This window comes from Chishuiella changwenlii (genome assembly GCF_900142565.1).
Lineage (GTDB): Bacteria > Bacteroidota > Bacteroidia > Flavobacteriales > Weeksellaceae > Empedobacter > Empedobacter changwenlii.
Genome location: NZ_FRBH01000005.1, coordinates 229,248 through 243,350, shown reverse-complemented (window position 1 = coordinate 243,350; position 14,103 = coordinate 229,248). Strand labels below are relative to the sequence as shown.

Sequence of the window (14,103 nt, the reverse complement as noted above, 5' to 3'; positions counted from 1 at the left end):
TTGATGATTAAATATATTCATTTTTAGGTAATAAACAAAAAAAAGAGTCAATAAATGACTCTTTAATAGTATTTTAATATCGTATAGTTCGTAAAGTATTAGAAATTGGCTCATCAATTTTTGATGTATATTGAGTCCTTTTTATCCAATTTTTCTGCTCATCATATTCATACATAATTTGAGAAGAATTTGTTATTTTACTATTTGTATCATATGTAATCTCCTCGGTAATATTTTGATTCTTATCAAATTTTCGAACAAATTTATAGATTAACTTGTTGTTTTTATCCATGTATTGTTCTTCAACAGCATTTCCTAAAGCATCATTTTTATATAATAAGGTATGAGAACCATTGTTATATTTTACAATTGTTTTAGTTAAGAAACCACCTGTATATTCATATTTTTTTTCTGTAAAAAGATTTCCCTCTTCAAAAAGATTGGTTTCTTTCTCATAGATTACATTTTGGTTATTGTCTAACTTATATTCTGTTTGTAGAATATTTACATCATTCTCACTTTTTACAATTGTATAACCATCTTCTGTATACTCGTACTGAAAATAAAATTTTAAAGTTTCATCTTCGCTTTTCATTTCACTTGAACTAATCTTATTGGCTTCATTATAAGTAAAACTTTCAGAAGAAACTCTATTTCCGTCTTCGTTAAAATATTCTCTACTTACAGGATTTCCATCTTTATTATAAATAGATTTTGTATGATATTGTAATTCATATCCTGTTATTTGTTGCATTCTTATAGAAGCTTTTTGCATAGATTCTTCTATAGAAGTAGGTTTTCCGTTTACTTTATTTTTTTCTATTTCAGATTTCTGAGCAAATGCTAATCCCGAAAATAAAATGGTTGATAGGACAAAGTATTTTAACATAAAACAGTTTTAGTTTATTTTTCGATAAAATTAATAGAAATTTTTAGTCTATTTTTATTTTAACATAAAAGTTGCACTTATATTTGGAATAAATTAAAAAAATGAGCTCGAAATTTAAACTACTGGGAAGTCATCCTGCATTTATAGATACATCTTTATTATTATTAAGAATTGCTGGAGGAGGATTTATGTTAACACATGGTTTTGGAAAATTACAGAAATTAATTAACGGAACATTTGAGTTTGCAGATCCTATAGGTATAGGTCCAGAAATGTCGTTAGCATTAGTTGTATTAGCAGAAATTGTTTGTGCCTTTTTTATATTAATAGGTTTATTAACGCGTTTGGCAGCTATTCCATTAATTATAACAATGTTAGTTGCAGTCTTTATAATTCATGATAAAGATAGTTTTGGGAACAAGGAATTAGGATTATTATATTTAATTCTTTCTATTGTAATATTCTTGGTTGGTGCAGGTAAATATTCTATTGACAGATTAGTTCTAAAAAAATGATAAAAAAGTTATTGTATGGCATACTATTTTCTACTTCCACACTAATTGCTCAAAATCAACTTATGAATAATACAGATTATAAAGCTTTATCAAAAACAGAAATAAATCTTATTCAAAATAAAAAATCATACGAACCATTTCGTGTTTTATTAACTACATCTGAGAAGGATACAAAAATATTGAGAAAAAAATCAATAGATATTGATCCTAAAGATCCTTTAATAAAACTACTTGCAGATAGAATGTATGCAACAGTACAAGACGAAGCAAGCAAAGGAGTAGGAATTGCAGCACCACAAATTGGTATTAATAGAAATGCTGTTTGGGTACAACGATTTGATAAAGAAGGTGAACCTTTTGAGTTTATCATTAATCCAAAAATTACGTGGTATTCAGATATTGTTCGTTACGGAAGAGAAGGTTGTTTGTCTATTCCAGATGAAATGGGACAAGTTTACAGAAGTCTTATTTTAAGATTGCAATATTATGATTTAGATGGAAATTTTCACGATGAAAATGTGGAAGGGTTTACAGCTGTTATCTTTCAACATGAATACGATCATTTAATCGGAACACTTTTTACTGATCGTATAAAAGAACAAGAAACAATAAATTACATAAAAGCAGAAGTAATGAATGAGGTTTATTACATTAAAAAAGCTTCTGTAGATAATGATTAAAACTAAATTTTATAAATACAACTTCTGAAAAGTAACTTTTCAGAAGTTTTTTATTTTAACTCCTTTTTCAGGATATCAATCACATCATCAATTTCATTGTAATTAAGATGAGCAAATCCAATTCTCATCGCTGTATTAGATTTATTTTGATAAAGAATTGTTTGTGGAATGAATAAGCCATTTTCAGCACAATTTTTCTTTAGTTCCATTAAGTTTATTCTATTTTTAAAGCTAACCCATATCGCTAAACCTCCAGTTGGCTGAATAATTTCTGCTGTATTGGATAGTTCCTTTTTTAATTTATCATAAAAATATTGCTGTCTTTCTTTATACTCTTTTCTTAATTTTTTTAGAATTCGATGAATTTCGCCTTCATTAATCATTTCTCCCAAAACTTGTTCTATGAAAGGATCAAACTGCTGATCTAAAATAGATAGATGTTTTTTGGCTTCTTGTACAAAATTTTCTGGAGCAATTAAAAAACTAATTCTATAACCAGGAGCCAAATAATCACCGAACTTTCCTGTGTAAATAACCATTCCATTTTGTTCTGTACTTGCTAAAGGAAGAATAGGATGATTGGTAAAATGATAATCAAAATCGTAATCATCTTCAATAATAACAAAGCCAAATTCTTGAGAAAGCTGTAATAATTCTATTCTTCTTTCTGAGCTTAATGTTGTGGTTGTTGGGTAATGATGATGAGTAGATAAGTAAATCATCCTAATAGGAAAAGTTTTACAAACTTCCCTTAAATGATTCGTGTCTAAACCAAATTCATCTGTTTTTATTTGTTTGATATTTACACTTTGTGTCTGAAAAATCATATTACTTTTATAGTAACTTAAATCTGTTATTGCAACAAAATCATTTTTCTTTAATACTATTTGAGCAATTAAAAATAAAGTGATTTCAGAGCTTTTTGTAACCAGTATATTATCTTTAGTAATATTTAATCCTCTTGTTAGATTAAGATAATTCGCTAAGTTTTTAAGAAAATAATCATTATTTGTTTGATTTATTTTTCGAACAGATGTTTTTCTTTTTAAAATAGTTGAATACAATTTTGCAGGAATCTTTAGTTCTGCCAATCTATGGTCTATTGTTCCGTCTGTTAAATACAATCTTTCAGTAAAATTTTCATAGGGGTGATCTAAAAGAATAGATTGATCGAATGAAAAACCAGTTCTCTTTGGATAAAAATGAATAGAATAATCACTTAATGAATTTACTTTTTGCTCTTTCTGAATGGATTGATTTAAAATGAAACTTCCTTTATTGGGAACAATCTCAATCCAACCTTGCGCTTCTAGTTCCTGAAAACTTGCAACAATTGTATTTCTATGAAGATTAAATATTAGACTTAATTGTCTGGTTCCTGGTAACTTTGTGCCGCTTGGTAAATACCCCAATTGTATTGCTTTTGCAAACTGATTGGCAAGTTGTAAATAAATTGCAGTTTCTGATTCTCTATTTATTTCAATAAAACTATTAAATGGAATTTCTGCCGGACTATTCATAATATAAAAACTGGTATAGTTTAATAGTTCGGAAAGATACTATTTTCGCATCAGATTTAATGAAAAGATTTTTACAAGGATGAGAAAAGTTACTGTGGTATTACTTTTTGCTGCTCAAAGTATTTTTGCACAAAATGTAAATGATACCATTGCGATAGGAGAAGTTTCTATTTTAGATAATAGACTAAATACACCATTATCAAAAGAGAATAGAAATATATATGTTATAGATAAAACACAATTAGATAAATTACCAGTACGTACATTACAAGAAGCTTTGCAATATGCTACAGGAGTAGATTTACGTCAGCGTGGACCATTTGGTTCGCAAGCAGATATTTCTATGGACGGTGGAAGTTTTGAGCAAACTTTAATTTTATTAAATGGAATAAAAGTAATGGATCAACAAACGGCTCATAATGCACTTAATTTACCAGTTCCACTAGAAGCTATAGATAGAATAGAGGTTGTTCGTGGACCTGCAGCTCGTGTATACGGAAATAATAGTTTAACAGGAGTAATAAATATTGTTACACATAAACCAAAAAAGACTGGAGTTTTTGCGCATACTTATATGGGAACAAATTTTGAAAAAGATAGCGAAGATACTGGTAAAACATTTACAAATAGAGGGATTCAATTCGGCGCTAATTTAGCAGAAGATAAACATCAACATCAATTATATGCAACGCATGATTGGGGAAGTGGATACCGTTATAATACTGCTTTTGAAAATAATAAATTATACTACCAAGGAAACTTTCAGTTTAATAATGAGAACAGCTTAGCGGCTTCTTATGGATATGTGAAAAACGGATTTGGTGCAAATGGTTTTTATGCAGCTCCTGGCGATAAAGATTCAAAGGAAATTGTAGAAACTACTATGGTTAGTTTACAATCAAAACATAAACTATCTAATCGCTTAACACTTGCTCCGAGAGTAAGCTATCGTTATAATTTTGATGATTATCGTTATTTTAAAAATAATTTAAATAGTGCTCGTTCTAAACATTATTCGAATGCAATTGCAGGAGAAATAAATTCTACTTATCAATTAAACAAAGGACAAATAGGAATAGGAGCAGAGTATAGAAATGAGCAAATAAATTCTACAAGTATCAAAAACCATACACGAGAAAATGTAGGTTTTTATGCAGAATACAAAACAGATTTAACGGATAAGTTAAATGTAAATGTAGGAACTTATGTTAATTATAATTCTCAATACGGTTGGAAAGCATTCCCAGGAATTGATGCAAGTTATGCTGTAACGTCTAATTTAAAATTAGTTGCAAATGCAGGAACTAGTCAAAGAATACCATCCTTTAACGATTTATATTTAGACCAACGTCCAGGAAATATAGGAAATGCTGAAGTTATTTCTGAAAAAGCTTTTCAGACAGAATTCGGTTTTAAATACAATAAAAGAAATTGGAATTTTAATGCCTACTATTTCTACCGTTCTATAACAGATTTTATAGACTGGGTTCGATTAACAACAAATGAGCCATGGCAAGCAAATAACTTTGGAGATTTAAAAACACACGGATTTAATACGAAGGTTTCTTATCAAGCTAATTTAGCCGCAAATCAATCGTTAAGATTCTCATTAAGTTATGCGTATTTAGATCCAACATTTTCAAATGTTGATGATGCCTATAATTCTAAATATAAGATAGAGAGTTTAAAACATCAGATAATTAATACAATAGATTATCAAGTAAAAAATACAACAGTTTCTTTTGCTAATCGTTTTAATACTCGACAATCATATAAATCATATTGGATTACAGATATTAGAATTAATCACTCATTTAAAAATAATATTAGTATATATGCCGACGCTCAAAATATTTTTAATACAACATATAATGAAGCTGGAGCAATTCCATTACCAAGTCGCTGGTTAACGGTTGGCGTTAAATTTAACGGAATATAAATTGTTTATTGCATAAAAAATGTGGTCAGAATTTGACCACATTTTTTGTGTTATTATCTTTTTTAGATATCCTCTTCTTTAGGTTTCTTTTTAGTTTTAACTTTTTTAGTAGTTAATCTTTTTTCGTAAAGAAATAATTTTAAATCTGTATCTATTTCAGTTGTATCATCATCTCCAAGTAGGTATCCCCAAGGTTTTAATTCGCGAACATTATCAAAGACAATTTTCATTAAAGCAAGAATAGGAATACATAAAAACATTCCCATAATTCCCCAAGTCATTTCCCCAATTACTAATCCTATTACAACAATTAAAGAGTTGATTTTTACTTTAGAACCAACAATTTTTGGCATTATTATATTTCCATCTATTGCATGAATGATAATAAATGCAATTAAAACAAAAAATAATTTAGAAGCTGACATTGTTGCAAATGTTATGATTAACGAAATAATTAATGAAATAACAATTCCAACATAAGGAATAATATTTAATACGCCAGTTAAAATAGCAAGTACAAAAGAATATTTTAATCCAAGCATAGAGAATGCAATGAAGGATAAAATAGATACAATTAGCATTTGCAGAAATAAACCAATTAAATATTGTTTTACAACTTTCTGAATAGATCCTACTATATCATACACCTGATGATGCGATTTTCTATCGAATGTATAGTAAAGAAATTTAACTAAATGTCGACGATAGATTAAAAGAAATACAACATATAAAAATGTGAAAATTGTAAATATAGCAACAGATGTTACAGTTGAAAGAACTTTTTCAATAACGAGTGTACTCGTTTCTATTGTCGATTTTATGTTATTCGTTAAATAATCTAATTGAGCTCTAGAATTTATTCCAAAATTTTTATGAATCCATTTTTGTATAGAGTAAAATGAATCTACGATTTGTTTTTGAAAAGTGGGCCATTCATTCGAAATGTCAGCTAATTGTAAAACAATTACATACAAAATTCCGAGGATAAAAGTTGCAAATAAAAGTGTTGTAATTATACTCGCTACAACACGAGGAAGAAACAAATATCTTTCGAAAAAATTACAAAGCGGTACTAATAATAATGAGATTAAAAACCCTAATATTAAGGGAGTTAGAATGCTTTTACCAATAACGGCAATGTAAAATAAGCAAATAATTGAGATTAATGTACAAGCTAATTTTAAGAAAAAGGGCCATTTTTTAATGACTTCCATGTTTTTAGTGTTAATTTTAAATAATAATGTAAATTGATTAACGTAAATATACTTTTTATAATTTACATTATTGATAATTTTTTTTTTACAGAATTATTTCGAAAAACCTTTTAAAATTGTTAGTGTTTTTTTATCTAATTGATCTGCGTAAAAATGCTTTAAAACATCTTTAATAATCTTTTCTTTCGGTACAATAAAATTGAATAACGTTAAACTAGATTTTAGTTTCATAGCATCATTTTTTCCGAAAATTAATTGTGGAATTGTTCCTTTATGGCGCATTAATAAGACAGATAAAACTTCTAAGTAATTTGCCCAAAGTTCATCATCTTTTACAAATGCTCTTGCTTCATCTTTAGACGAAATAGAAAACTCTTTAGAAGAATCACTAGAACCAAGTCCATCTACTTGTGGAAACATGAAAACCATCCAATTGGTTTGTTTTTTTCCAGCATGTACTTCCATTAAAATTTCGTCATAAACAAAACTTTGCGCATCATGAAAACGTTTTAAATTAAATTTATCGTTAGGATCTTTTTGTTTTAATAAATCTCCGATTTTCATATTATTTACTTTCTTAGTTTGTGGTATAAATAAAACGGTAAGCTTTATTGCTTACCGAATTTATTAAATTATTTTTCAATTTTTTAAAATTGAATATGTATATTTTTATAATCTTATTTTACATTCTTTCAGGAACTTCAATTCCTAATAATCTTAAAGAAGATTCTATTGTATTTGCAACCCATTGAGATAAATATAAACGGAAATTTTTCACGTTATCATTCTCATTTTTAATAATAGGATTACTTTGATAGAATGAATTAAATAATTTTACTAATTCGTAAACATAATTTGCAACTAGAGCAGGGCTCATTTCTGTTGCAGCTTTTGTAATTGTATCTTCAAAATCATGTAACGTTCTAATAATTTCTTTTTCTGCATCATTTAATTCGATAGCAGAGAAATCAAATTCTTTTGGAGATTCTTTTCTTAATAAAGATTGAATACGAGCAAAAGTATATTGAATAAATGGTCCTGTATTTCCGTTAAAATCTACAGATTCTTTTGGATCAAATAATATACGCTTCTTAGGATCAACTTTTAAAATATAATATTTTAAAGCACCCATTGCTATTGTTTCATACAAAGCAGATTTTTCATCTTCAGATAAACCATCTAATTTACCTAACTCTTCAGAAATTTCTTTTGCTGTTGTGTAAACATCTTCCATTAACTCGTCAGCATCAACAACAGTACCTTCTCTGGATTTCATTTTACCTTCTGGTAAATCAACCATTCCGTAAGATAAATGGTGTAAAGCATCTGCCCAAGAAAAATCTAATTTTTTAAGGATTAAGAATAAAACTTTAAAGTGATAATCCTGTTCATTACCAACAACATATGTTAATTCTTCTAATGTTGGATTATTTTTAAAACGCTCTACTGCAGTTCCTAAATCTTGTGTAATGTAAACAGAAGTTCCGTCAGAACGTAAAACTAATTTTTCGTCTAATCCATCTTCCGTTAAATCTATCCAAACAGAACCATCTTCTTTTTTAAAGAAAACACCTTTGTTTATACCTTCTTCTACGATATCTTTTCCTAAAATATATGTATTAGATTCGTATAAATATTCATCAAAAGCAACTCCAAGACGTTTGTATGTTTTTGCGAAACCATCGTAAACCCAACCGTTCATTTTTTGCCATAAAGCAATTACTTCGGCATCTTGAGCTTCCCATTTACGTAACATTTCTTGAGCTTCTAAGAAAATAGGAGCTTCTTTTTTAGCTTCAGCTTCAGTTTTACCTTCTGCTTCTAAAGCTTTTATTTCTGCACGGTAATGTTTGTCAAATTCTACATAATACTTTCCTACTAAATGATCTCCTTTCATATTCGTAGAATCTGGTGTTTCTCCGTTTCCAAATTTTTCCCAAGCAATCATAGATTTACAAATATGTATACCACGGTCGTTGATAATTTGAGTTTTAATAACATTATTTCCAGCTGCTTCTATAATTTGAGCAACAGAAAATCCTAATAAATTATTACGAACATGACCTAAATGTAAAGGCTTATTTGTATTCGGAGATGAATATTCAACCATAACAGTTCTAGAATTTTCGTCTACTGTTTTGATTCCGTAATTCTTATTTTGAGCATTTTCACTGAAACTTTGTAAGAAGTCAGTAGCTTTTAGACTCATATTTAAGAATCCTTTTACTACATTAAAAGCTGTAATTTTATTGTTTTCAACCAAATTCTCTCCAATCTTAGTACCGATTTCCTCTGGTTTACCTTTTAAAGTTCTGATTAATGGAAAAACAACCAATGTATAATCACCTTCAAATTCTTTCCTTGTAAATTGAATTTCAATAGATTCTGGATTTATTTGATAAACGTTCTGAATTGCTTCTAGTACGTTTTGAGTGATGTGTTGTTTTAAATTCATTTTTAATTCTTTATAATCGAAGTGCAAAAGTACAAAGTTTCAATGAATTTGGTTGCTCATTAACAAATAAAAATACCCCCAATAGCGACTAACTTTTGGGGGTAATCTAATGTTTTAATTTTTTTTACTTAGAATTCTTCCAATATCATAGCTTCTTTAGTACCATTTGAATTTATTAATATTCCTTCAAATCTTATAATTCTTCCATCAGTATTGTCATAAAATCTAAATGTATTTAATTCATTAACAGTACCAACTTGAGTTCCTCCATCAATATTACTCCAAGTATTAGAAGTTAAAGTATTACTTCCAAACTGCGCAGATTGTCCATTTCTTGACCAATTTTCAACAATAAATGACGAAATAGTTCGTGTTCCTTGACCATTATATCTTATTTGCCATTGAGCAGGACCTGCTTCTGTTCCGTTAAATCTAAAGGAGAAAATTCCTGAAAGAGTTGTTATAACTATATTTGGAGAAGCTTCAACTAATCTTTGTTTAACGATAGATGATCCTTGAGATTTACTATCAGCAACAAAATCAACAAACTTTGCCCACTCTGTTCCATTAAAATAATAATATCCTGCGGGAAAGTTTGTATTTCCTGTATGATATACCATTAAACCTGTTGCAGGTCTAGGAATTGTTGTGAAATCAGTATTACTTAATAAATTAATTCTTGTAGGTAAAAATCCTTTATTAGAGCTTGTTAAATCTAGAATAGCCGAATTGTTTGGAGTTTCTGTTCCTATTCCAACTTGTGAGAATAAGTTTGTGCATAGCAAAAATGCTATTAATGTTTTTTTCATATTAATTAGGTATTAGAAAATAAGTTTCTTCTGCTAATTTAATGATTTCAAAACACAATGTTTCAATGAATTCTAACCTTTTATTTTAATTTTATATTTTTAATGGAGTATCTTGAAATCTAGTATTTATAATTATTCTAAAATACTTATTTAGCAAGGTTTCCTCTAAAAATGTGAAATATTTCGTACTTTTGCAGACTTAAAATAAACGTAATGCGTACAAAATCGGTAGGAAAAAAGAAAATTAATGTCATCACATTAGGATGTTCTAAAAACGTATATGATTCTGAAGTATTGATGGGACAACTGAAAGCCAATGGTAAAGAGGTTGTTCATGAACAATCAGGAGATATTGTGGTGATTAATACTTGTGGTTTTATCGATAACGCAAAAGAAGAAAGCGTTGATACTATTTTAGATTATGTTCAACGTAAAGAAGATGGTTTAGTAGAAAAAGTATTTGTTACAGGATGTTTATCTGAACGATACAAACCAGATTTAATTGAGCAAATACCAAATGTTGATCAATATTTTGGTACAAGAGAATTGCCTTTATTATTAAAAGCACTTGGAGCAGATTATAAACACGAATTAGTAGGAGAGCGTTTAACAACAACTCCTCGTCATTATGCTTATTTAAAAATTGCTGAAGGTTGTGACCGTCCTTGTTCATTTTGTGCTATTCCATTAATGAGAGGAGGAAATATTTCTCGTCCAATTGAGGATTTAGTTAAAGAAGCAACAAATTTAGCTAAAAACGGTACAAAAGAATTAATTCTTATTGCACAAGATTTAACGTATTATGGTTTAGATTTATATAAGAAACGTGAATTAGCTTCTTTACTAAAAGAATTAGTAAAAATAGAAGGAATACAATGGATTCGTTTACATTATGCATTTCCATCTGGTTTCCCAGAAGATGTTTTAGATGTAATTAGAGAAGAACCTAAAGTTTGTAACTATATAGATATTCCTTTACAACATATTTCAACAAAGCTTTTAAAATCGATGCGTCGTGGAACGACACACGAAAAAACAGATGCTTTATTAGCTCAGTTTAGAGAGAAAGTTCCAGATATGGCAATTCGTACAACGTTAATTTGTGGTTATCCAGGAGAAACAGAAGAAGATTTCCAAGAAATGAAAGCTTGGGTACAAGAACAAAAATTTGATCGTTTAGGATGTTTCACTTATTCTCACGAAGAAAATACACACGCTTACAATTTAGAAGATGATGTTCCAGAAGAAGTAAAGCAAAAAAGAGTAGAGGAGATTATGGAAATCCAATCTCAGATTTCTTATGACTTAAATCAAGAAAAAATTGGAAAACAATATAGAGTAATGATTGATCGTAAAGATGGAGATAACTTTGTAGGACGTACAGAATATGATTCGCCAGACGTGGACAACGAAGTTTTAATTTCTGCAATTGATACTTATTTACCAATAGGAGATTTTGTAAATGTAGAAATTACAGAAGCTTACGAATTCGATTTAATTGCTAAAGTAATAGATTAATTAAAACTATATAAATAAAAGAAAACCACTCAATTGAGTGGTTTTTTATTGTAATTAACTTTTTGCATTATTTCTACGTTTCTTTTTTAAACGATTCGTAGCTTTTAATTGTTTATGATTTGGATCTTTCAATTTATCAACCAATGTTTGTAAATGATTTTCTTCCTTTTTTGATTTCTTAGCCATTGTTTTGTATTTTAAGTTAATGTTAAATTAATCAAATAATTTTAAACAAGAAAAAACAATAATGTTATTTATGTAATCTTTAACGTTTTACTTTTTTGGTTTCTCTCCCATATAAAAAACAATTTTTCCTCCATTTACAATGTCTTGATGTTTCAAATTGAAAGAAGAATATTTTTTCCCATTAAGTTCAATTTTCTGAATGTAAACATTTTTCTTTGATTGGTTTTTAACTTCAATTTCAAATTGTTTTCCATTCTCTAAATTTAATACCGCATGATCTACTAATGGACTACCAATTGCATATTCATCAGCACCTTGTTGTACAGAATAAAAACCTAATGCACTAAAAATGTACCAAGCACTCATTTGTCCTGTATCATCATTTCCACCTAAACCATCTGGTGTAGGTTTATATTGCATATCTAGAATTGTACGAATTTTTTCTTGCGTTTTCCAAGGTTGTCCAGCCCAGTTGTATAAATAAGCAACATGATGCGCCGGTTCATTTCCATGTACATAACCACCAATAATCCCTTCGCGTGTAATATCTTCTGTGTCGGCAAAATATTCATCTGGTAGATGCATAGAAAATAAATCATCTAACTTTTTCGTAAACGATTTTTTTCCGCCCATTATGTTCATTAATGCAATTGGATCTTGTGGAACAAAAAAGCTGTAATTCCATGTGTTTCCTTCTATGAAACCTTGTCCATGTGTACTCAATGGATCAAATTCTTTCTTAAAACTTCCATCTGCTAATTTTGGACGCATAAAACCAATAGAAGAATCATAATTATTTTTCCAATTCTCAGATCGTTTTATAAATGTTTCATACACATCCATTCTATTTAATTTTTTAGCAGCTTGTGCAATCGACCAATCATCAAAAGCATACTCTAATGTATTAGAAACAGAAGTCCCATTTTTCTCAGCAGGAATGTAACCTTTATCAATATAATCGCCTATTCCTTCATAATCTCTCTTATTAGCAGTAACAATACAAGCGTCTAAAGCTTTATTGGCATCACCATTATAAGTTCCTTTTACAATTGCGTCGGCAATTAAAGTTACAGAATGATAACCGCTCATACACCAGTTCTCGTTTGCATAATGAGACCAAATCGGTAACATTTTAATCGGATTTTGATCATAATGTTTCATCATCGATTTTATCATATCATTATTTCTAGTTGGCTGAATAATGTTAAATAATGGATGTAAAGCACGATAGGTATCCCAAAGTGAGAATGTTGTATAATTTGTGAAATCTTTTGCTTGATGAACTTCTTGATCTAAACCTTTATATTGACCATTTACATCCATATATGTTGTTGGATTGATAAATGCATGATACATTGCTGTATAAAAATTAGTTTTATGATCTTCGGAAGCTTTAATTTGAATTCGGTTTAATTCTTTATTCCAATTCTGTTTTGCTTCTTCTTTTACTTGTTCAAAATTCCAATGTGGAATTTCAGCATTTAAATTCTCTAAAGCATTAGATTGGCTAACTGGTGAAATAGCGAATTTTATCTTCACTTTTTCATCTTGATTAGTAGCAAAATCAAAATACATTTTGATGTTTTTACCTTCAATTAAAGGAAAATTTTGATCTTGATTCCATTTTCTCCAAAAACCTTTATAATCTACTTGACCATCTTCATTTTTTTGTCCATAATTTTTAAATGGTTTAGAAAATGTCATGGCGAAATAAACTGTTCTGTTTCTTGCCCAACCACGTGTTTGTCTGTAACCAGTTACCAATGTATCATTTACAACACGTACATAAGTCCATGTATTTTTATCATCATAATTGTAAATTCCAGCATTTAAATCAAATACAATATGCGATTGATCTGATTTTGGAAAAGTATATTGATGAAAGCCAACACGATTAGATGCGGTCATTTCAGCTATAACATTATAGTCATCTAATTTTACTTTATAATATCCTGCTTCAACTTTTTCTGTAGAATGAGAAAAGCGAGAACGATAACCACTTTCTGGATTTTTAGCTGTTCCTGGATTTAATTGTAATTTACCAACAGTTGGCATAATAAGAAAATCTCCTAAGTCTGAATGTCCAGTTCCATTAAAATGAGTGTGACTAAAACCTGTTATCGTACTATCTTCGTAGCGATAACCAGCACAATAATCGTAAACTCTTGGGTTATACTTATGATTTACAGCATAAGGAATAGAATCTGTTTCGGGGCTTAATTGTACTGCTCCAAATGGAACTGTTGCTCCTGGAAAAGTGTGCCCCATTTTTTCTGTTCCAATAAGTGGATTTACATATTTTACTAAATTTTGTTGTTGAGCATTTATTAATTGCGAGCCTAAAAGAGATAAGGCAAGAATGGTATTTTTTTGCATGG

The 14,103-nt window shown here is 28.9% G+C and carries 12 protein-coding genes; 4 read left to right on the top strand and 8 right to left on the bottom strand.

Translation table 11 applies throughout. From position 1 onward, the window contains the following. Positions 1-73: 73 nt before the first annotated feature. Positions 74-889 carry a hypothetical protein gene (locus tag BUA86_RS07580; protein WP_072931342.1) on the bottom strand — a complete coding sequence of 272 codons (816 nt, stop codon included), beginning with the start codon at positions 887-889 and terminating at the stop codon, positions 74-76. Between the two features lie 101 nt (positions 890-990). On the opposite strand from BUA86_RS07580, the gene BUA86_RS07575 reads away from it, so the two are divergent. Together BUA86_RS07575 and def are read left to right on the top strand one after the other, a co-directional pair. Then, complete coding sequence (locus BUA86_RS07575; protein ID WP_072931341.1) at positions 991-1,404, top strand: DoxX family protein; 414 nt, start codon at positions 991-993, stop codon at positions 1,402-1,404. Next, positions 1,401-2,084, top strand: coding sequence for a peptide deformylase (def, locus tag BUA86_RS07570; RefSeq protein ID WP_143147264.1), 684 nt, complete (start codon positions 1,401-1,403; stop codon positions 2,082-2,084). Before BUA86_RS07575 ends, def begins: the two co-directional genes overlap by 4 nt. Positions 2,085-2,134: 50 nt before the next feature. Here the strand turns inward: def and BUA86_RS07565 are convergent, their stop codons facing one another. Further along, positions 2,135-3,604 (bottom strand): aminotransferase-like domain-containing protein, encoded by a 1,470-nt coding sequence (locus BUA86_RS07565; RefSeq protein ID WP_072931338.1) that lies wholly within the window; start codon positions 3,602-3,604, stop codon positions 2,135-2,137. Positions 3,605-3,683: 79 nt separating this feature from the next. On the opposite strand from BUA86_RS07565, the gene BUA86_RS07560 reads away from it, so the two are divergent. Beyond that, on the top strand, positions 3,684-5,543 hold the full coding sequence (locus BUA86_RS07560; RefSeq protein ID WP_072931336.1) for a TonB-dependent receptor plug domain-containing protein: 1,860 nt from the start codon (positions 3,684-3,686) through the stop codon (positions 5,541-5,543). Between the two features lie 62 nt (positions 5,544-5,605). Here the strand turns inward: BUA86_RS07560 and BUA86_RS07555 are convergent, their stop codons facing one another. From BUA86_RS07555 to BUA86_RS07540, 4 genes are all read right to left on the bottom strand, one after another. Continuing rightward, positions 5,606-6,757 (bottom strand): AI-2E family transporter, encoded by a 1,152-nt coding sequence (locus BUA86_RS07555; RefSeq protein ID WP_072931335.1) that lies wholly within the window; start codon positions 6,755-6,757, stop codon positions 5,606-5,608. 93 nt (positions 6,758-6,850) lie between these two features. Next, the gene (locus tag BUA86_RS07550) at positions 6,851-7,321 is read right to left on the bottom strand and encodes a DUF1810 domain-containing protein (protein ID WP_072931334.1); all 471 of its coding nucleotides are present in this window, start codon (positions 7,319-7,321) and stop codon (positions 6,851-6,853) included. A 118-nt stretch (positions 7,322-7,439) separates the two neighbouring features. Continuing rightward, complete coding sequence (argS, locus tag BUA86_RS07545) at positions 7,440-9,212, bottom strand: arginine--tRNA ligase (RefSeq protein WP_072931333.1); 1,773 nt, start codon at positions 9,210-9,212, stop codon at positions 7,440-7,442. Positions 9,213-9,340: 128 nt separating this feature from the next. Next, the gene (locus BUA86_RS07540; protein ID WP_072931331.1) at positions 9,341-10,021 is read right to left on the bottom strand and encodes a hypothetical protein; all 681 of its coding nucleotides are present in this window, start codon (positions 10,019-10,021) and stop codon (positions 9,341-9,343) included. Positions 10,022-10,234: 213 nt separating this feature from the next. Between BUA86_RS07540 and rimO the strand changes: the two genes are divergently transcribed. Beyond that, positions 10,235-11,539, top strand: a complete 1,305-nt coding sequence (gene rimO / locus BUA86_RS07535; protein ID WP_072931330.1) for a 30S ribosomal protein S12 methylthiotransferase RimO — start codon at positions 10,235-10,237, stop codon at positions 11,537-11,539. A gap of 54 nt (positions 11,540-11,593) precedes the next feature. On the opposite strand, the gene BUA86_RS16345 is transcribed toward rimO, so the two are convergent. After that, a complete protein-coding gene (locus BUA86_RS16345) occupies positions 11,594-11,725 on the bottom strand; it encodes a hypothetical protein (protein ID WP_262891209.1) in 132 nt (43 codons plus the stop codon). Between the two features lie 87 nt (positions 11,726-11,812). Beyond that, positions 11,813-14,101, bottom strand: a complete 2,289-nt coding sequence (locus tag BUA86_RS07530; protein ID WP_072931329.1) for a GH92 family glycosyl hydrolase — start codon at positions 14,099-14,101, stop codon at positions 11,813-11,815. Between the last annotated feature and the right edge of the window lie 2 nt (positions 14,102-14,103).